Here is a 19,244-nt window from a genome sequence, read left to right on the forward strand (position 1 = left end):
TCTGTAGCATTGGCCGGCGCGCCGTGGGTGCGTCTTTGCTTTATCAGATGGAGAGCGCTATGGCTTGGAATGAGCCGGGTGGCAACTCGAATAACCAGGATCCCTGGGGCGGCAAGCGTCGTAACAACGGCGACCGCAAGGGGCCACCGGATCTCGACGAGGCCTTCCGCAAGCTGCAGGAAAGCCTGAACGGTTTGTTCGGTGGTGGTAAGAAACGCGGTGATGACGGCAGTGGTCGTCCAGGCAAGGGCGGCGGTTTCGGCCTGCTCGGCATCGGCCTGGTCGTGCTCGCGGCTATCTGGTTGTACAGCGCGGTGTATGTCGTGGACGAGCAGGAGCAGGCCGTGGTGCTGCGTTTCGGCAAGTACTACGAAACCGTCGGCCCGGGCCTGAACATCTACTTCCCGCCAATCGATCAGAAGTACATGGAGAACGTCACGCGTGAGCGTGCCTATACCAAGCAGGGCCAGATGCTCACGGAAGACGAAAACATCGTCGAAGTGCCGCTGACCGTGCAGTACAAGATCACCAACCTGCAGGACTTCGTACTGAACGTCGACCAGCCGGAAGTCAGCCTGCAGCATGCCACCGAGAGTGCGTTGCGCCATGTGGTGGGTTCCACCGCCATGGACCAGGTGCTGACCGAGGGTCGTGAGCTGATGGCCAGCGAAATCAAGGAGCGCCTGCAGCGGTTCCTCGATACCTATCGCACCGGTATCACCGTCACTCAGGTCAACGTGCAGAGCGCCGCGGCGCCGCGTGAAGTCCAGGAAGCCTTCGACGACGTGATCCGTGCCCGTGAAGACGAGCAGCGTTCGCGCAACCAGGCCGAGACCTATGCCAACGGCGTCGTGCCGGAAGCCCGTGGTCAGGCCCAACGCATCATCGAGGATGCCAATGGTTACCGTGACGAAGTGGTCTCCCGTGCCAAGGGTGAGGCCGATCGCTTCACCAAGCTGGTGGCCGAGTATCGCAAGGCCCCAGAGGTGACCCGTGAGCGTCTGTACCTGGACACCATGCAGGAAGTCTTCAGCAATACCAGCAAGGTCCTCGTGACCGGCAACAAGAATGGCCAGAGCAATCTGCTGTACCTGCCGTTGGACAAGATGGTCGAAAGCGGTCGCAACACCAGCACGCCAGCGGCCAGCACGGCAGCCTCCAGCAATGAAGCGAATGCTCGCGCCGCGGTGGAGCAGCAACAGCAAGCACGTACCAGGGAGAGTCGCTGATGAGCAATAAATCGCTGATCGCCCTTATTGTTGGCGTCGTCGTGGCGATCGCTGCCTGGAATTGCTTCTACATCGTGTCCCAGACCGAGCGGGCAGTGTTGCTGCAGTTCGGTCGCGTGGTCGAGACGGATGTCCAACCGGGGCTGCATGTGAAAGTGCCGTATGTCAACAAGGTGCGCAAGTTCGATGCTCGCCTGATGACGCTGGATGCGCCGACGCAACGCTTCCTGACACTGGAAAAGAAAGCGGTCATGGTCGATGCGTACGCCAAGTGGCGCGTGAAGGATGCCGAGCGCTTCTACACGGCCACCTCGGGTCTCAAGCAGATCGCTGACGAACGCCTGTCCCGCCGCCTGGAGTCGGGTTTGCGTGACCAGTTCGGCAAGCGCACCCTGCATGAGGTGGTGTCCGGTGAGCGTGATGCGCTCATGGCCGACATTACCCGTTCGCTGAATGCCATGGCGGAAAAGGAACTGGGTATTGAAGTGGTCGATGTCCGGGTCAAGGCCATCGATCTGCCTAAGGAAGTGAACCGCAGCGTATTCGAGCGGATGAGCACCGAGCGTGAGCGTGAAGCCCGCGAGCATCGCGCCAAGGGTAACGAGCTGGCCGAAGGCATCCGTGCCGACGCCGATCGTCAACGTCGCGTATTGCTGGCCGAAGCCTATCGTGAGTCGGAAGAGGTTCGCGGTGATGGCGATGCCCAGGCCGCGGCGATCTATGCCAAGGCCTACGGCCAGGACCAGGAGTTCTACGCGTTCTACCGTAGCTTGCATGCCTACCGTGAAAGCTTCGCGCACAAATCCGACGTGTTGGTCCTGGACCCGAGCAGCGAGTTTTTCCGCTACCTGGAAAAGGCCAAGCCTTGATGCCACGTTGACCCGAGGCACTCCGCCCGGCGGCTAAAACGTCTGGCGGGGTGATCCTTTGGGAAAACGGGTGTATGATGCGGCAGCCGGGAAATTCCCGGCTTTTTTGCGTCTGCACGTTCGATTGCGGTTTTGGTTGCAGGCGTCGGGTTGAACGACTCGACAGGCTTTTCGAGGAAAGTGCTGGACGAGGCCGATTCCGGGCCATTCGTCACGTCGCCCTTGCGCGTTTTTTGCGTAGGGCATGGGCGCTTTCTGCTTCACTCAAGGCTTGCCCGAAGGCTGGCCGCCCGGACCATAGGGGAATGGCGTAATGGCAACGGTAGACCGCTGGCTGCTGCCAGATGGCATCGAAGAAGTACTGCCACCGGAAGCTGCGCGTATCGAAGTAGCGCGTCGGCAGGTGTTGGATCTGTTCCAGAGCTGGGGTTACGAGTTCGTCGTTACTCCGCATATCGAGTACCTGGAATCCCTGCTGACCGGCGCGGGCCAGGACCTGGACCTGCGCACCTTCAAGGTCGTCGATCCGCAGTCGGGCCGACAGATGGGTTTTCGAGCCGACATCACGCCCCAGGTAGCGCGTATCGACGCCCATACCCTGCGCCGTGAAGGCCCCAGTCGCCTGTGCTACGCCGGCAGTGTACTGCATGCCCAGCCCCGCGCCCTGTCGTCCTCGCGCAGCCCGATCCAGCTGGGTGCCGAATTGTATGGCGATGCCAGCCCGAGCAGCGACGTGGAAGTCATCAGCCTGATGCTGGCCATGCTGCAACTGGCTGATGTGCCGGATGTCCACATGGATCTGGGTCACGTCGGCATCTATCGCGGCCTGGCCCGTGCGGCCGGTCTGTCCGGTGAAGTGGAGCAGCGGTTGTTCGACGCCTTGCAGCGCAAGGCCATCGATGAGGTCATCAGCCTGACCGAAGGTTTGCCGGCCGATCTGTCCGACATGCTGCGGGCGCTGGTAGACCTGTGCGGCGGCCGTGAAGTGCTGGCGGCGGCGCGTGAGCGCCTGGCCCATGCGCCGGCGCCTGTATTGGCGGCGCTGGACGACCTGCTGGCGATCGCCGAGCGTCTGTCGGTGCGTTTCCCCGAGCTGCCGTTGTATTTCGACCTGGGTGAGTTGCGTGGCTACCACTACCACACCGGCGTGGTGTTCGCTGTGTTCGTGCCGGGCGTGGGCCAGTCCATCGCCCAGGGTGGCCGTTACGACGATATCGGCGCCGACTTCGGTCGCGCTCGTCCCGCGACCGGTTTCTCTACCGATCTGAAAACCCTGGTGACCCTGGGGCGTGCTGAAGTCGAGTTACCGTCCGGCGGTATCTGGATGCCTGACAGTACGGATGCGGCTCTTTGGCAGACGGTCTGCCAGTTGCGCAGTGAGGGTCAGCGTGTCGTCCAGGCGTTGCCTGGGCAGCCTTTGGCCGCCGCCCGTGAAGCGGACTGCGACCGGCAATTGATTCAGCACAACGGGCTTTGGCAGGTACTGCCGCTGGCTTCTTGAGTTTTCCTGCCGGCTGCGGCCGGCACCAAGTTTGCGCGAATGAGGACAAGTGTTATGGGTAAGAATGTCGTAGTCCTGGGCACCCAGTGGGGTGATGAGGGCAAAGGCAAGATCGTCGATCTGCTGACCGAACATGCTGCCGCCGTAGTGCGCTACCAGGGTGGCCACAACGCCGGTCACACCCTGGTGATCGACGGTGAGAAAACCGTCCTGCACCTGATTCCATCGGGCGTGCTGCGCGAAGGCGTGCAATGCCTGATCGGTAACGGTGTCGTGGTTGCCCCCGACGCCCTGCTGCGGGAAATCGTCAAGCTGGAAGAGAAGGGCGTACCGGTGCGCGAGCGCCTGCGTATCAGCCCGTCTTGCCCGCTGATCCTGTCCTACCACGTTGCGCTGGACCAAGCCCGTGAAAAGGCCCGTGGCGAGATGAAGATCGGCACCACCGGCCGCGGCATCGGCCCGGCCTACGAAGACAAGGTGGCCCGTCGTGGCCTGCGCATCGGTGATCTGTTCCACCGCGAGCGTTTTGCCGCCAAGCTGGGCGAGTTGCTGGACTACCACAACTTTGTCCTGGTCAATTACTACAAAGAACCGGCCATCGACTTCCAGAAGACCCTGGACGAGTGCATGGAATACGCCGAGCTGCTCAAGCCGATGATGCTCGATGTCACCGCCGAGCTGCATGAGCTGCGTCGCGCGGGCAAGGACATCATGTTCGAAGGCGCCCAGGGTTCGCTGCTGGATATTGACCACGGCACCTACCCGTACGTTACCAGCTCCAACACCACTGCCGGCGGCATCGCCACCGGTTCGGGCTTCGGTCCGATGTACGTGGACTACATCCTGGGTATCACCAAGGCCTACACCACTCGCGTGGGCTCGGGTCCGTTCCCGACCGAGTTGTTCGACGACGTCGGTGCCTTCCTGGCCAAGCGCGGCCACGAGTTCGGTGCCACCACCGGTCGTGCCCGTCGTTGCGGCTGGTTCGATGCCGTCATCCTGCGTCGCGCCATCGACGTCAACAGCATCTCGGGCCTGTGCCTGACCAAGCTGGACGTGCTGGACGGCCTGGAAACCATCAACATCTGCGTGGGCTACAAGAATCAGGACGGCGCGGTCATCGACGCACCGACCGACGCTGACAGCTACATCGGCCTGGAGCCGGTGTATGAGCAGATGCCAGGCTGGACCGAATCGACCGTGGGTGCCAAGACCCTGGAAGAGCTGCCTGCGGCGGCCCGCAACTACATCAAACGCCTCGAAGAACTGGTGGGCGCGCCTATCGACATTATTTCGACGGGGCCTGACCGCAACGAAACCATCGTTCTGCGCCACCCGTTTGGTTGATAAGTCGCTGATGTAAAAGACAAAGGACCCTCCTATGGGTCCTTTGTCGTTTCTGCCTGCCGACGGCACAACACTTGCTATGCAACTCCATTACTGGCACATCTTGACGAGTGCCACCAATTTAATGGCGTTCGTAGAGGGATTTCCCGTGTCGGCCGTTCTCTCCCTGTTACAAAGCCGTTTACTACGGCCTGTGTTCGTTACCCTTGGTATCGCCCTTTTGGTGCAGGTGCTGGTGGCGGTTGCTCTGACCCGCAGCACGGTCACGGCGCTCGAAACCGACCTGGGCTCACGCCTGGGTGCTGACAGCCAGAAACTCTCCGGCGAGCTGGAGCAGGCTGGGCGGGAGGTCACCTCAAGCCTGGACAGTTTGTCCGCCAGTACCCGCCAGCGATTGAACGCGGGCTTATCCACGCGCCTGAAAGATGAGCAGTCGCAGCTGCGCACGACGTTGGAAAAAGCACTCAAGGACTCCGCCAATGATATGGCGCAGCTCCTGGCTTCCGTCGCTCCCCGCGCCATGTGGGACAGTGACATACCGACGCTTTCCGAGTTCGCCCGCCGGGCCCAGCGTAATCCCAATGTCTTGTTCGTCATCTACGATGATGCCAACGGTGAGCACCTGACCCGTTACCTGAACCGGGATAACGCGATCAACAAGGCTTTGCTGGAGAAGGGTAAGGGCGAGCGGGCACTGGACAAGGTGCTGGACGCTGCGAAGACCGATCCATCGGTGTACTACCTTGAGGCATCGATCAATCCCAATGGGGTGGAAATCGGCAAAGTATTGATGGGAGTCTCCACTGCTTCGGTGGAATCCGATCTGAAGGCGCTGGATCAGCGCTTTTCGGCATTGATCGCCAGCAGCGATCAACTGGTCGGTGACAGCCTCAAGGGGGCCGCCGCCGACAGTGCCGCTGCCATGCGCGGCCGCCTGCAGTCGGCACAGGCCACCGCCACGCAGATGCAGACCAACACTTCCGGCACGGTGCAGGAAGCGGCGAGTACCTTGCGCTGGCGCATCGGCCTCGGCCTCGCGCTGGTGGGCTTTGGCGTATTGCTGCTGTTGGCCGTGGTGCTGGGGCGCCGGGTGGTCAATCGCTTGAAGCTGCTGATCGCAGCAATGAATGATCTGGCGGCAGGGGAGGGTGACCTGACCAAGCGTGTGCAGATCAACAGCAAGGATGAAATCGGCGACATGGCCTCGGCGGTCAATCGCTTTGTGGATAAGTTGCAACCCATTGTGCGAGAGGCGGGTGATGTCGCCCAGCGCACCGGTGTGGAAATCGGTGCAATGACTTTGCGCAACTCCGGCGCCGATGCGGCGGCCGGGATGCAGCGTGATGAGGTGGCCGAGAGTTTGCGTGCGTTGTCGCAGATGGCTGACGAAGCACAGTCGGAAAGCCAGGCGATGCAGGCGGCCCTGCAGCAGGTGGTCGAGATTCGCCAGGCCACAGACGAAAACACCCGGACTTCGGCCAAGGTCAGTGGCCTGATCGAGGCGTTGGCCGGGCAGGTGGACACCGGGGCGAAGGTGATCGAGCGGCTGGCGCAGCAGAGCGAGCAGATCGAAGTGGTGCTGACGGTCATTCACGGCATTGCCGAGCAGACCAATCTGCTGGCCCTGAACGCGGCCATCGAAGCGGCGCGGGCCGGGGAAACCGGGCGTGGCTTTGCAGTGGTGGCGGACGAAGTGCGGGCATTGGCCAGCAAGACCCAGAGTTCAACCGGTGACATCCAGGCCCACATCGTGGCATTGCAGCAGGGGGCCCGCGAGGCGGTGGCCGCGATCGGCCAGGCCGGGCGTCAGGCCAGCGAGGGCCTGTTGGTGTTGCGTGACAGTGCTCGCTTGCAGCAGTCGGTACAGGCTTCCGTGGAGCAGGTGCACGCGGCGATTGGCCTGGCGACTCAGGCAGCGGCCCATCAGGCTCAGGGGGCGCAGGCAGTGCGTGGGCGGGTGGAGACTATTCATGCCCAGGCCGAAAAGGCGGCCCAGGCCGTGGTCGAGACGACGGCAAGCGGCAAGGTGCTGGACAGCTTGGCGGCGCAGTTGAAGGCGAGCCTGGGGCAGTTCAGGGCCTGATGCGTGGCCGGCCTATGTCTGGGCCACTTGTGGGAGCGAACCTGTTCGCGATGGCGGCCCGACGGCCGCCTCATCCCCTGCGGCATCAGGAATTCCCCAGCCCAGAAACGCAAAAACCCGCTTTCGCGGGTTTCTGTGAGCTTCAAGACCAGGTCTTGAAGCTTGAATTGGTGCCCAGAAGAAGACTCGAACTTCCACGACCTTGCGGTCACCAGCACCTGAAGCTGGCGTGTCTACCAATTTCACCATCTGGGCAGCATCTTCAGCGTTGCCGCTGTCGATGTGGCGCACTATACGGAGCGCGTTTTAATCTGTAAACCCCTGTTTTTGTTTTAATAATTGTGAAAGTGGATTTCAGTGGGGTAGAAATGCAAAAACCCGCTTTCGCGGGTTTTTAGGGAGCTTGCAGATCGTTGATCTCTTGCTCGAAATTGGTGCCCAGAAGAAGACTCGAACTTCCACGACCTTGCGGTCACCAGCACCTGAAGCTGGCGTGTCTACCAATTTCACCATCTGGGCAGTATCGGCAACGTGTGTACGTCGTCGATGGCGCGCACTATACGGAGCGTGTTTTTAACTGTAAACCCCTCTTGATAAAAAAAACGGGAAATTTCACGAGCGGTGCCTTCCCTGCTTGAAGACAGGGGTAAAAGACCTTTAGAAAGGGCTTCGGATGCCTGAAATTTCCCGTTTCATTACGCCTATGCCAAACTAACCCGCATATAGACAAGGTGAAAACTCTCTAATGGCCGATTGGCAGTCCCTCGATCCCGAGGCCGCTCGTGAAGCGGAAAAATATGAAAACCCTATTCCCAGCCGCGAACTGATCCTGGCGCATCTCGCCGACCGGGGTTCGCCTGCCAGCCGTGAAGAGCTGGTCGAAGAGTTCGGGCTGACGACCGAAGATCAACTCGAAGCCCTGCGCCGCCGCCTGCGTGCCATGGAGCGCGATGCTCAACTGATCTATACCCGGCGCGGAACCTATGCGCCGGTGGACAAGCTCGATCTGATCCTGGGCCGTATCGCCGGTCACCGCGATGGCTTCGGGTTCCTGATTCCCGATGACGGCAGTGACGACCTGTTCATGAGCCCGGCGCAGATGCGCCTGGTGTTCGACGGTGACCGGGCGCTGGCCCGTGTGTCTGGTCTGGATCGACGCGGTCGCCGTGAAGGCGTGATCGTCGAAGTGGTGTCCCGTGCCCACGAAAGCATCGTCGGCCGCTACTTTGAAGAGGGCGGCATCGGCTTTGTCGTCGCGGACAACCCGAAGATCCAGCAGGAAGTGCTGGTGACCCCGGGCCGCAACGCCAACGCCAAGGTCGGTCAGTTCGTCGAGGTGAAAATCACCCACTGGCCAACCCCGCGCTTCCAGCCGCAAGGCGATGTGGTGGAAGTGGTCGGCAACTACATGGCGCCGGGCATGGAGATCGACGTTGCCCTGCGTACCTATGACATTCCCCACGTCTGGCCTGAGGCGGTCCTGAAAGAAGCCGCCAAACTCAAGCCGGAAGTCGAAGAAAAGGACAAAGAAAAGCGCATCGACCTGCGTCACTTGCCGTTCGTCACCATCGACGGTGAGGATGCGCGGGACTTCGACGACGCGGTCTACTGCGAAGCCCGGCCGGGCAAGCTGCGCCTGTTCTCCGGCGGCTGGAAGTTGTACGTGGCGATTGCCGACGTCTCCAGCTACGTGAAGCTCGGTTCGGCACTGGATGCCGAAGCCCAGGTGCGCGGTAACTCGGTGTACTTCCCCGAGCGCGTCGTGCCGATGTTGCCTGAAGAGCTGTCCAACGGCTTGTGCTCGCTCAATCCCCATGTCGATCGCCTGGCCATGGTCTGCGAGATGACCATCTCCAAGTCCGGCGAGATGACCGACTACTGCTTCTACGAAGCGGTGATTCATTCTCACGCCCGTCTGACCTACAACAAGGTCAGCGCCATGCTCGAGACGCCGAAGCTGGCCGAATCGCGCAAGCTGCGTGGTGAATACAACGAGGTGCTGCCGGACCTCAAGCAGCTTTATGCGTTGTACAAGGTGCTGCTGGCGGCTCGTCATGTCCGTGGGGCGATTGATTTCGAGACCCAGGAAACACGGATCATCTTCGGTTCCGAGCGCAAGATTGCCGAAATCCGTCCGACCGTGCGCAACGATGCGCATAAATTGATCGAGGAATGCATGCTGGCGGCCAACGTGGCTACCGCCGAATTCCTGAAGAAGCATGAGATCCCTGCGCTGTATCGGGTCCACGACGGCCCGCCGCCAGAGCGCCTGGAAAAACTGCGCGCCTTCCTCGGTGAGCTCGGCCTGTCCCTGCACAAGGGCAAGGAAGGTCCATCGCCGAAGGATTACCAGGCGTTACTGGCCAACATCAAGGATCGTCCGGATTTCCACCTGATCCAGACCGTCATGCTGCGCTCCTTGAGTCAGGCGGTGTACAGCGCCGATAACCAGGGCCACTTCGGCCTGAATTACGAGGCCTATACCCACTTCACCTCGCCGATCCGTCGCTACCCTGACCTGCTCACGCACCGGGCCATCCGCAGCGTGATCCATTCGAAGATGAACACACCGCACGTCAGGCGTGCCGGTGCGATGACCATTCCGAAGGCGCGCATCTATCCGTACGACGAGGCGGCCCTGGAGCAGTTGGGCGAGCAGTGCTCGATGAGCGAGCGTCGCGCCGACGAAGCGACCCGCGACGTGGTGAACTGGCTCAAGTGCGAGTACATGAAGGATCGCGTGGGCGAGTCGTTCCCGGGCGTGATCACCGCCGTGACCGGTTTCGGCCTGTTTGTCGAACTGACCGATATCTATGTCGAGGGTCTGGTGCATGTCACCGCGCTGCCGGGTGACTACTACCACTTCGACCCTGTGCACCACCGCCTGGCGGGTGAGCGCACCGGGCGCAGCTTCCGTCTTGGCGATACCGTCGAAGTGCGGGTGATGCGCGTCGATCTCGACGAGCGCAAGATCGACTTCGAGATGGCGGAAAAAACCATCGATGCACCGATCGGACGCAAGAAGCGTGGCACCGAGACATCTGCGCCTGCGGCCAAGACCGCTGCCGAGCCGGCCTCGACCAAGTCCAGCCGTCGCGCCCCGGCCAAGGAAAAAGCCAGCGATGCCTATCGCCCGAGCGATGCCGCGGCGAAAAATGCCGAAGTGCGCAAGAGTCGCGAAATGAAGCAGGCGTTGCTGGCCGAAGCCAAGAAAGGTGGCAAAGCCGCGTCGGGAGGAAAGACCGGGCGGTCGGCTCCCGAAAGCGCAAGCAGCAAACCGAGCAAACACCGTAAGGGTCCGTCGAAAGCGGGCTCGGCCCCGGCTAAAAGTGGCGGAGCCCGTAAACCCAAGGCCAAGTCATGAGTCAGCTAGAAAAAATCTACGGCGTGCATGCCGTGGAAGCGCTGTTGCGTCATCACCCCAAGCGGGTCAAACAGATCTGGCTGGCTGAAAGCCGCAGTGAGCCACGGGTCCAGACCCTGGTCGAACTGGCCAACGAAAATCGCGTAGCGGTCGGCCAGGCCGAACGGCGCGAAATGGACGCCTGGGTCGAAGGTGTGCACCAGGGTGTCGTGGCCGAGGTCAGCCCGAGTCAGGTCTGGGGCGAGGCGATGCTCGAGGAACTGCTCGATCGTACCGAAGGCGCGCCTTTGTTGCTGGTGCTGGACGGCGTGACCGATCCTCATAACCTCGGCGCCTGCCTGCGTTCGGCGGATGCGGCCGGGGCATTGGCGGTGATCGTTCCCAAGGACAAGTCGGCAACCTTGACGCCGGCCGTACGAAAAGTCGCCTGCGGCGCCGCGGAAGTGATTCCGTTGGTGGCCGTGACCAACCTCGCGCGCACCCTGGAAAAACTCCAGCAGCGCGGCTTGTGGGTGGTCGGCACGGCGGGCGAGGCCGAACAGGACCTGTATCAGCAGGACCTGACCGGCCCGACGATCCTGATCATGGGTGCCGAAGGCAAAGGCATGCGTCGCCTGACCCGCGAACATTGCGACTACCTGGTCAAGCTGCCGATGGCCGGCAGCGTCAGCAGCCTCAACGTCTCGGTCGCGACCGGTGTGTGTCTGTTCGAGGCGCTGCGCCAGCGTAGCGTCAAGGCGGCTGCTTCGCGCAAGCTATAAGCTTCAAGCAGCGAGTTGGAAGCATTGCGCTTCTGTCTTGCCGCTTGTCGCTCGTGGCTTGCGTCTGTTCAATTGCCTTGCACCTGCCTCGACCCTTCTCTACAATTGCGCCCCTTGCTGTGATGGCAGGCACTTATGTGTCTAGCGTCCACAAGTCCATAAGTGTCATTCACTCCTTGTCTGACCGTTTTCAAGCGGCAGGCTACAACCCGTAAGGAGCATTCATGCGTCATTACGAAATCATCTTTTTGGTCCACCCGGATCAAAGCGAGCAAGTCGGCGGCATGGTTGAGCGTTACACCAAGCTGATCGAAGAAGACGGCGGCAAAATCCACCGCCTGGAAGACTGGGGCCGTCGTCAACTGGCCTATGCAATCAACAATGTTCACAAGGCTCACTACGTGATGCTGAACGTTGAGTGCACCGGCAAGGCCCTGGCCGAGCTGGAAGACAACTTCCGCTACAACGATGCAGTGATCCGTAACCTGGTCATCCGTCGCGAAGAAGCCATCACCGGCCAATCCGAGATGCTCAAGGCTGAAGAAAACCGCAGTGAGCGCCGTGAGCGTCGCGACCGTCCTGAGCACTCTGACAGCGCCGATGGCGATGACAGCGATAGCGACAGCGACAACAGCGATAACGCTGACGAGTAATCCACGGACCTTTTAAGGAGCCAATCACATGGCACGTTTCTTCCGTCGTCGTAAATTCTGCCGCTTCACCGCTGAAGACGTGAAAGAGATCGATTACAAAGATCTCAACACTCTGAAAGCCTACGTATCCGAGACCGGCAAAATTGTTCCAAGCCGCATCACCGGTACCAAAGCTCGTTATCAGCGTCAGCTGGCCACCGCTATCAAGCGCGCCCGCTTCCTGGCCCTGTTGGCCTACACCGACAGCCACGGCCGCTGAGACCGGGCAGTCGACAAGTAGCAAAGGATTGAATGCATGCGCGCCATAGCTGAGTTCATCATGCGCGGCCGTATGCAGGCCACTCTGGTAGTGGCTGGATGTGCGGCATTGCCGTTGTTGTATTGGTTGGGTGCTGCCGCCGGGAGTCTCGTACTCCTGCGGCGCGGATTGAGGGACGCCTCGAGCGTTCTTGCTCTGGGACTGCTGCCGGCCTTGCTCTGGTGGTTGTACGCCGCGGACCCGCGGGCACTGATGGTGCTTCTGGGGTCCTCGGCGCTGGCGTTGGTGTTGCGCGCCAGCGAATCCTGGAACCGCGTGCTGCTGGTCAGCATAGCGATAGGGGTGGTGTTTTCAGTGGTGCTCGGGGTGGCTTTCGCGCCCCAGATCGAGATGCTGTCGCAGGCTTTGGTAAAAATCCTGCCCGAGGCCCTCGGTGATCTCTACCGGCAGATGTCGGCAGAGGAGCAGGCGCGTTTTGCGTCCCTGATCGCACCGGTCCTGACCGGCCTGATTGCGGCCTTGTTGCAAATCGTCAGTGTGCTGAGCCTGATTGTCGGGCGCTACTGGCAGGCGTTGTTGTACAACCCGGGTGGTTTTGGTCGCGAGTTTCGCGCCATCCGGTTCCCGCTTGGGCTGGCGATGTTGCTGCTGGCGGGCATGCTTCTGGGGCCGAACTTCGGTCCGCAGATGGCCATGCTCACGCCGTTGTGCAGCGTACCGCTGGTCTTCGCGGCCCTGGCCCTGATTCACGGGCTGGTGGCGCAAAAGCGACTGGCCAGGTTCTGGCTGGTGGGGTTGTACGTCACGTTGTTGCTGTTCATGCAGCTGATCTATCCGTTGCTGGTGGTCCTGGCCATCGTCGACAGCCTGATTGATTTTCGCGGTCGTATGGCGTCGAAAGACGCCGACAGCGCGAACGGTGAAGGTTAAAAGTTAGAGGATTTTCACATGCAACTGATCCTTCTGGAAAAAATCGCCAACCTGGGCAACCTGGGCGACAAAGTAAACGTTAAGGCCGGTTACGGCCGTAACTACCTGCTGCCTTTCGGCAAGGCTACCGCTGCGACCGCCGCCAACCTGGCTGCGTTCGAAGAGCGTCGCGCCGAGCTGGAAAAAGCCGCCGCAGACCGTAAGGCATCGGCTGAAAGCCGTGCTGCCCAACTGGCCGAGCTGGAAGTGACCATCACTGCCACCGCTGGCGACGAAGGCAAGCTGTTCGGTTCGATCGGTACCCACGACATCGCTGACGCACTGACCGCCTCCGGCGTTGAAGTTGCGAAGAGCGAAGTTCGTCTGCCGAACGGCACCATCCGCAACGTAGGCGAATTCGACGTAGCCGTGCACCTGCACGCTGAAGTTGAAGCCACCGTACGCGTTGTCGTGGTAGCAGCCTAAGCAATAGCTGTCGGCTGGCACCCTTGGGTGCTAGCCGGTAACATCGGGCACGATCCTGTTTACAGGTCGTGCCCTTTGTCTTTCTGCAATTCCTGATTTTCATAACCCCTTGGGGTTCCCAAAGAATCAAGTGGCCATGAACGAAATCACCGCTCCCGAGCAATACGATCTGCAAACCGCCGCCCTGAAGGTGCCGCCACATTCCATCGAGGCCGAACAGGCCGTGCTCGGTGGCCTGATGCTGGACAACAACGCCTGGGAACGCGTGCTCGATCAAGTCTCCGATGGCGATTTCTACCGGCATGACCACCGCCTGATCTTCCGTGCGATCGCCAAGCTGGCCGATCAGAACATGCCGATCGACGTGGTCACTCTGGCCGAACAGTTGGACAAGGAAGGTCAGACTTCCCAGGTCGGTGGCCTCGGCTACTTGGGCGAACTGGCGAAAAACACGCCGTCTGTCGCCAACATCAAGGCCTATGCGCAAATTGTCCGCCAGCGGGCGACGTTGCGTCAGTTGATCGGTATCAGCAACGAAATCGCCGATAGCGCCTTCAACCCTGAAGGCCGCACCGCCGAAGAGATCCTCGATGAAGCCGAACGGCAGATCTTCCAGATCGCCGAAGCCCGGCCGAAGACTGGCGGCCCGGTGGGGGTCAACGAGTTGCTGACCAAAGCCATCGACCGTATCGACACCCTGTTCAACACCGACAATGCCATCACCGGCTTGTCGACCGGCTACACCGACCTCGACGAGAAGACCAGCGGTCTGCAACCGGCCGACCTGATCATCGTTGCCGGCCGTCCTTCCATGGGTAAGACTACCTTTGCGATGAACCTGGTGGAAAACGCTGTGCTGCGCAGCGACAAGGCGGTTCTGGTGTACTCCCTCGAGATGCCAGGCGAATCGCTGATCATGCGTATGCTCTCGTCCTTGGGGCGCATCGACCAGACCAAGGTCCGTTCCGGCCAGCTGGAAGATGACGACTGGCCGCGCCTCACCTCGGCGGTCAACCTGCTCAACGACCGCAAGCTGTTCATCGATGACACCGCCGGCATCAGCCCGTCGGAAATGCGCGCCCGGACCCGCCGCCTGGTGCGTGAGCACGGTGATATTGCGCTGATCATGATCGACTACCTGCAGCTGATGCAGATCCCGGGCTCCAGTGGTGACAACCGGACCAACGAGATTTCCGAAATCTCCCGGTCCCTCAAGGCCCTGGCCAAGGAATTCAACTGCCCGGTGGTGGCCTTGTCCCAGCTGAACCGCTCCCTGGAACAACGTCCCAACAAGCGCCCGGTGAACTCCGACTTGCGGGAATCCGGAGCGATCGAGCAGGACGCCGACGTCATCATGTTCGTGTACCGCGACGAGGTGTATCACCCCGAGACGGAACACAAGGGCATCGCTGAAATCATCATCGGCAAGCAGCGGAACGGCCCGATCGGCTTTATCCGCCTGGCATTCATCGGCAAGTACACGCGGTTCGAGAACCTGGCGCCGGGCAGCTACAATTTCGATGACGACGAATAACCTGTGGGAGCGGGCTTGCTCGCGAAGGCGGCGTGCCAGAAACCTCAGTGTCGACTGACACACCGCCTTCGCGAGCAAGCCCGCTCCCACAGAGGCGCTGCCGATTTCCGACCATAGCCGTCGGACTTGATCATTTTTTGTGCTATATTCCGCCCCCGCGATTTTTCATCTTTTATACCGGTCATCGACATGCAAGCAGCCAAGCCGTTATTTGACTATCCCAAGTACTGGGCCGAATGTTTCGGCCCGGCGCCGTTCCTGCCCATGAGCAGGGAGGAGATGGATCAGCTCGGCTGGGATTCGTGCGACATCATCATCGTGACCGGCGATGCCTACGTCGATCACCCGTCGTTCGGCATGGCCATCATCGGCCGGTTGCTGGAAGCCCAGGGTTTTCGCGTCGGGATCATTGCCCAGCCGAACTGGCAGTCCAAAGACGACTTCATGAAGCTCGGCGAGCCGAACCTGTTCTTTGGTGTCGCGGCCGGCAACATGGACTCGATGATCAACCGCTACACCGCCGACAAGAAAATCCGTTCCGATGATGCTTATACGCCGGGTGGCCTGGCGGGCAAGCGGCCGGACCGTGCGAGCCTGGTCTACAGCCAGCGCTGCAAGGAAGCCTATAAGCACGTGCCCATCGTGCTCGGCGGCATCGAAGCGTCCCTGCGTCGCATCGCCCATTACGATTACTGGCAGGACCGGGTGCGCAATTCGATCCTGATCGACGCCAGCGCCGACATCCTGCTCTACGGCAACGCCGAGCGGGCGATTGTCGAGGTCGCCCAGCGCCTGTCCTACGGCCACAAGATCGAAGACATCACCGATGTACGCGGCACCGCGTTCATCCGTCGCGACACGCCGCAAGGCTGGTACGAGGTGGACTCCACCCGCATCGACCGTCCGGGCAAGATCGACAAGATCATCAACCCATACGTGAACACCCAGGACACCGCCGCCTGCGCCATCGAGCAGGAAAAAGGCCCGGTTGAAGACCCGAGCGAAGCCAAGGTCGTGCAGATCCTGGCGAGCCCGAAAATGACCCGCGACAAGACCGTGATCCGCCTGCCGTCGGTGGAAAAGGTCCGTAACGACCCCGTGCTCTATGCCCACGCCAACCGCGTGCTGCACCTGGAAACCAACCCGGGTAACGCCCGGGCGCTGGTACAGAAGCACGGTGAGGTCGATGTCTGGTTCAACCCGCCGCCCATTCCGATGACCACCGAAGAAATGGACTACGTGTTTGGCATGCCTTACGTACGTGTTCCGCACCCGGCGTATGGCAAGGAAAAGATTCCGGCTTACGAGATGATCCGTTTCTCGGTGAATATCATGCGCGGTTGCTTCGGCGGCTGTACGTTCTGCTCCATCACCGAGCACGAAGGCCGGATCATCCAGAACCGTTCCGAAGAGTCGATCATCCGCGAGATCGAAGAGATCCGCGACAAGGTGCCGGGTTTCACCGGGGTGATTTCCGACCTCGGCGGCCCGACCGCGAACATGTACCGCATCGCCTGCAAGAGCCCGGAGATCGAATCCGCGTGCCGCAAGCCGTCCTGCGTGTTCCCCGGCATCTGTCCGAACCTGAACACCGACCATTCCTCGCTGATCCAGCTGTACCGCAGCGCCCGCGCGTTGCCTGGGGTGAAGAAGATTCTGATCGCTTCCGGCCTGCGCTACGACCTGGCCGTCGAGTCTCCGGAGTACGTCAAGGAGCTGGTGACACACCACGTCGGTGGCTACCTGAAGATCGCGCCTGAGCATACCGAGGAAGGTCCGCTCAACCAGATGATGAAGCCGGGTATCGGTACCTATGACCGGTTCAAGCGGATGTTCGAGAAGTTCAGCAAGGAAGCCGGGAAAGAGCAGTACCTGATTCCGTACTTCATCGCCGCCCACCCGGGCACCACCGACGAAGACATGATGAACCTGGCGCTGTGGCTCAAGGGCAACGGGTTCCGTGCCGACCAGGTGCAGGCGTTCTACCCGTCGCCGATGGCCAGTGCCACCGCGATGTACCACTCGGGCAAGAACCCGCTGCGCAAGGTCACCTACAAGAGCGACGGGGTGACCATCGTCAAGAGCGAAGAACAGCGCCGCCTGCACAAGGCCTTCCTGCGCTATCACGACCCCAAGGGCTGGCCGATGCTGCGTGAGGCGTTGACCCGCATGGGCCGTGCCGACCTGATCGGGCCGGGCAAGCATCAGCTGATCCCGCTGCACCAGCCGTCAACCGACAGCTACCAGAGCGCCCGTCGCAAGAACTCGACACCGGCCGGCAGCCACAAGGTGGGCAAGGAAACCACCAAGATCCTGACCCAGCACACCGGCCTGCCGCCACGTGCCAGCGACGGCGGCAACCCTTGGGACAAGCGCGAGCAAGCCAAGGCCGCTGCGTTCGCCCGCAACCAGAAGGCGGCCAAGGAACGCAAGGACGCTGCCAAAGGCAAAGGGCCAAAGCCGGCGCGCAAGCCGGTCGTGCCGCGCTGATCGGCCAAACCCTGCCGCAAACGCCAGCCTAAGTGCTGGCGTTTTGCTTTCTAGCGGCAGTGCTACTCCTTTGCTATCGTGGCGCCGGCCCCATGCCCCGGGCGATGAGGCCGCTGATGCCCTTGTGGCGAGGGGATTTATCCCCGCTGGACTGCGAAGCAGTCCCAAAGAATTGTCGACTCAACAATCTGGCACACCAGCGTGTTAGTTGTAGGGCTGCGCTGCAGCCCAGCGGGGATAAATCCCCTCGCCACAGTGCCAACGACTTGACTTATAGACCCCAAGGATGACCCATGAGTACCCCGTTACCCGGCATTGGCATGGACAACAGCCCCTCCCAGTTCATGGCTCGCCAACGCATCGAAAGCCAGATCAACCTGCCACGGCTGTTCGCCGCCATTGACGCCGACCCCGGCATTGTCGGTGCTGGCGTGGTGTATATCGATGCGGAGTTCAACGTGGTGACCCTGCGGGAATTCAAGCCGATCTGCAGCATCAAGCCCAAGCGGATCATTTTGCGCGAGGCGCAGAAGTACATCGCGCCGGCTCAGTTTGCCCAACAGGTACAGGACAATCCTCGGGAGTCGCGTTTGGTCGGGGAGGCAATTAACACCAGTTTATCGTGTGCCGGAGCCGTTATCGGTTGGGTCGTGGTACTTAGCGGTTCTGTTGCCGTCCCGTTTTCAGCAGGCGCCAGTAGTGTGATAGCTGCTCTCGGCTATACGGCTGCCGTCGCCAGTACTGCTCAGTGTTTTGCGAGCGGCTATCGCGTAAGCAATGAAATAAGCAATCCTGTCCGAAATGATCAGCTCGACAGTGAAGAGTGGTATCAGTACACGATGATTGCGCTGGACGCCGCGTCCCTGGTGGGGGTGGGTGCGTCTTCGCTGACGACTCTCAAGCTGGTCAGATTGAATAAAGCTACGACAGGTAAAAGTGTGCGGGAGGTGCTCAGGGGGCTCAATCGACAAGAGCGGGCCAAATTGACCAAGGAGTTGTTGAGTATCAATGACCCTCGTTTGACTTCAAAACTGCTCAAGCTGAAGCAGTTGTCCGGTGAACTCCCCAAACGCTTCACATCGACTCAGCTCAAGCATGCAACGGTCACGCAGATACGGGACGCTTTGGGGGCTGCTATCGGCCTCACCGGAAGCGCAATTTCCGGAAATGTCCGCACCATTGCCGTAGGCCTGTATGAAGAGATTGACCAATGAAGGATCAACCCAATATCCGCAGTTTTCTATTCAGATATTTTCCCGTTTTCATCGGGGCGATATTGGCATCGATCTTTGCTTTGGCTTGTGCGATTCCGCTGTTCTTTGACAGCTATTTTCGCAACCTTTCCCTGGCCGAAGGTGCGAAGTGGTCTTTCCTGAGTGGGATTGCCCTCACCCTTGTCATCGTGCATTGCAATTTCATGATTGCGCGCGGACGTCCTCGCTGGGTGGTGCCATTGGTAATAGTGCTGGGGCTTTGCTTTTTATGCGTACTGCCTACGATTGAATATCGTCCCAACAGACTGATCTACAGTTTAAGTCTGCTATTTTCATTGCTTGCTCTGCTCCTTCTCAACAGCAAACGCCACCGTGAAATGCGCAGCAAGCTGGTCGAAATTCGCCATCAGCGTGAACGTCTCTCCCAGGCGATAAAGGCCTCACGCCCGCGTCGCTGAGTCGATTCGCTACGATCCCCGCCACATTTATGTGCACCTCTGTGCACGGGAAGTCGGGCATCGTTCCGTTTTAGTGCTCTACTGCCT

15 protein-coding genes, 2 tRNA genes and 1 pseudogene are annotated in these 19,244 nt (G+C 60.6%); 16 read left to right on the forward strand and 2 right to left on the reverse strand.

All coding sequences use genetic code 11. From position 1 onward, the window contains the following. Positions 1–59 precede the first annotated feature (59 nt). The 6 genes and pseudogenes from hflK to FBY02_RS28775 all read left to right on the forward strand — a co-directional run bounded on the left by hflK (position 60) and on the right by FBY02_RS28775 (position 7,029). A complete protein-coding gene (hflK, locus tag FBY02_RS13770; protein ID WP_144928405.1) occupies positions 60–1,229 on the forward strand; it encodes an FtsH protease activity modulator HflK in 1,170 nt (389 codons plus the stop codon). Beyond that, positions 1,229–2,098 carry a protease modulator HflC gene (hflC, locus tag FBY02_RS13775; RefSeq protein WP_144928407.1) on the forward strand — a complete coding sequence of 290 codons (870 nt, stop codon included), beginning with the start codon at positions 1,229–1,231 and terminating at the stop codon, positions 2,096–2,098. Before hflK ends, hflC begins: the two co-directional genes overlap by 1 nt. Before the next feature lie 313 nt (positions 2,099–2,411). Beyond that, on the forward strand, positions 2,412–3,599 hold the full coding sequence (locus FBY02_RS13780) for an ATP phosphoribosyltransferase regulatory subunit (protein ID WP_144928409.1): 1,188 nt from the start codon (positions 2,412–2,414) through the stop codon (positions 3,597–3,599). A gap of 54 nt (positions 3,600–3,653) precedes the next feature. After that, complete coding sequence (locus FBY02_RS13785) at positions 3,654–4,946, forward strand: adenylosuccinate synthase (RefSeq protein WP_047700344.1); 1,293 nt, start codon at positions 3,654–3,656, stop codon at positions 4,944–4,946. A gap of 1,123 nt (positions 4,947–6,069) precedes the next feature. Next, a pseudogene (locus FBY02_RS28770) lies at positions 6,070–6,123 on the forward strand (hypothetical protein); the annotation flags it as partial. Positions 6,124–6,324: 201 nt separating this feature from the next. Next, entirely contained in the window at positions 6,325–7,029 is a 705-nt protein-coding gene (locus tag FBY02_RS28775; protein ID WP_370873794.1) for a methyl-accepting chemotaxis protein, read from the forward strand. A 168-nt stretch (positions 7,030–7,197) separates the two neighbouring features. Here FBY02_RS28775 and FBY02_RS13795 read toward each other — a convergent pair. Further along, positions 7,198–7,284 (reverse strand) — tRNA-Leu (locus FBY02_RS13795). 177 nt (positions 7,285–7,461) lie between these two features. Continuing rightward, positions 7,462–7,548 (reverse strand) — tRNA-Leu (locus FBY02_RS13800). 226 nt (positions 7,549–7,774) lie between these two features. On the opposite strand from FBY02_RS13800, the gene rnr reads away from it, so the two are divergent. The 10 genes from rnr (at position 7,775) to FBY02_RS13850 (ending at position 19,157) form a co-directional block, all read left to right on the forward strand. Continuing rightward, on the forward strand, positions 7,775–10,393 hold the full coding sequence (gene rnr, locus FBY02_RS13805) for a ribonuclease R (RefSeq protein ID WP_144928413.1): 2,619 nt from the start codon (positions 7,775–7,777) through the stop codon (positions 10,391–10,393). After that, positions 10,390–11,154: a 23S rRNA (guanosine(2251)-2'-O)-methyltransferase RlmB gene (gene rlmB / locus FBY02_RS13810; RefSeq protein WP_144928415.1), complete on the forward strand. Its 765-nt coding sequence runs from the start codon at positions 10,390–10,392 to the stop codon at positions 11,152–11,154. The genes rnr and rlmB overlap by 4 nt, the downstream gene beginning before the upstream one ends. Before the next feature lie 224 nt (positions 11,155–11,378). After that, on the forward strand, positions 11,379–11,807 hold the full coding sequence (gene rpsF / locus FBY02_RS13815; RefSeq protein ID WP_144928417.1) for a 30S ribosomal protein S6: 429 nt from the start codon (positions 11,379–11,381) through the stop codon (positions 11,805–11,807). Between the two features lie 28 nt (positions 11,808–11,835). After that, positions 11,836–12,066: a 30S ribosomal protein S18 gene (gene rpsR / locus FBY02_RS13820; protein WP_002551829.1), complete on the forward strand. Its 231-nt coding sequence runs from the start codon at positions 11,836–11,838 to the stop codon at positions 12,064–12,066. A 36-nt stretch (positions 12,067–12,102) separates the two neighbouring features. Then, positions 12,103–12,996, forward strand: a complete 894-nt coding sequence (locus FBY02_RS13825) for a hypothetical protein (protein WP_144928419.1) — start codon at positions 12,103–12,105, stop codon at positions 12,994–12,996. Between the two features lie 18 nt (positions 12,997–13,014). Next, a complete protein-coding gene (rplI, locus tag FBY02_RS13830; protein ID WP_003186385.1) occupies positions 13,015–13,461 on the forward strand; it encodes a 50S ribosomal protein L9 in 447 nt (148 codons plus the stop codon). Positions 13,462–13,597: 136 nt separating this feature from the next. Continuing rightward, positions 13,598–14,995, forward strand: coding sequence for a replicative DNA helicase (dnaB, locus tag FBY02_RS13835; protein ID WP_047700335.1), 1,398 nt, complete (start codon positions 13,598–13,600; stop codon positions 14,993–14,995). A 189-nt stretch (positions 14,996–15,184) separates the two neighbouring features. Continuing rightward, complete coding sequence (locus FBY02_RS13840) at positions 15,185–17,485, forward strand: YgiQ family radical SAM protein (RefSeq protein ID WP_144928421.1); 2,301 nt, start codon at positions 15,185–15,187, stop codon at positions 17,483–17,485. Positions 17,486–17,778: 293 nt separating this feature from the next. After that, positions 17,779–18,699 (forward strand): NAD synthetase, encoded by a 921-nt coding sequence (locus FBY02_RS13845; protein ID WP_144928423.1) that lies wholly within the window; start codon positions 17,779–17,781, stop codon positions 18,697–18,699. After that, entirely contained in the window at positions 18,696–19,157 is a 462-nt protein-coding gene (locus FBY02_RS13850) for a hypothetical protein (protein ID WP_144928425.1), read from the forward strand. Before FBY02_RS13845 ends, FBY02_RS13850 begins: the two co-directional genes overlap by 4 nt. Positions 19,158–19,244 lie beyond the last annotated feature (87 nt).

Source organism: Pseudomonas sp. SJZ078, from assembly GCF_007828255.1.
In the GTDB taxonomy this organism is placed as follows: domain Bacteria; phylum Pseudomonadota; class Gammaproteobacteria; order Pseudomonadales; family Pseudomonadaceae; genus Aquipseudomonas.

Excerpts from the sequence above, each read along its gene's own strand:
- FBY02_RS13850 (WP_144928425.1), top strand. The coding sequence starts at position 18,696 with ATGAAGGATCAACCCAATATCCGCAGTTTTCTATTCAGATATTTTCCC.
- rlmB (WP_144928415.1), top strand. The coding sequence starts at position 10,390 with ATGAGTCAGCTAGAAAAAATCTACGGCGTGCATGCCGTGGAAGCGCTG.
- rpsF (WP_144928417.1), top strand. The coding sequence starts at position 11,379 with ATGCGTCATTACGAAATCATCTTTTTGGTCCACCCGGATCAAAGCGAG.
- hflK (WP_144928405.1), top strand. The coding sequence starts at position 60 with ATGGCTTGGAATGAGCCGGGTGGCAACTCGAATAACCAGGATCCCTGG.
- rplI (WP_003186385.1), top strand. The coding sequence starts at position 13,015 with ATGCAACTGATCCTTCTGGAAAAAATCGCCAACCTGGGCAACCTGGGC.
- FBY02_RS13845 (WP_144928423.1), top strand. The coding sequence starts at position 17,779 with ATGAGTACCCCGTTACCCGGCATTGGCATGGACAACAGCCCCTCCCAG.
- FBY02_RS13840 (WP_144928421.1), top strand. The coding sequence starts at position 15,185 with ATGCAAGCAGCCAAGCCGTTATTTGACTATCCCAAGTACTGGGCCGAA.
- FBY02_RS13780 (WP_144928409.1), top strand. The coding sequence starts at position 2,412 with ATGGCAACGGTAGACCGCTGGCTGCTGCCAGATGGCATCGAAGAAGTA.
- rnr (WP_144928413.1), top strand. The coding sequence starts at position 7,775 with ATGGCCGATTGGCAGTCCCTCGATCCCGAGGCCGCTCGTGAAGCGGAA.
- FBY02_RS13825 (WP_144928419.1), top strand. The coding sequence starts at position 12,103 with ATGCGCGCCATAGCTGAGTTCATCATGCGCGGCCGTATGCAGGCCACT.
- rpsR (WP_002551829.1), top strand. The coding sequence starts at position 11,836 with ATGGCACGTTTCTTCCGTCGTCGTAAATTCTGCCGCTTCACCGCTGAA.
- dnaB (WP_047700335.1), top strand. The coding sequence starts at position 13,598 with ATGAACGAAATCACCGCTCCCGAGCAATACGATCTGCAAACCGCCGCC.
- FBY02_RS28775 (WP_370873794.1), top strand. The coding sequence starts at position 6,325 with ATGGCTGACGAAGCACAGTCGGAAAGCCAGGCGATGCAGGCGGCCCTG.
- FBY02_RS13785 (WP_047700344.1), top strand. The coding sequence starts at position 3,654 with ATGGGTAAGAATGTCGTAGTCCTGGGCACCCAGTGGGGTGATGAGGGC.
- hflC (WP_144928407.1), top strand. The coding sequence starts at position 1,229 with ATGAGCAATAAATCGCTGATCGCCCTTATTGTTGGCGTCGTCGTGGCG.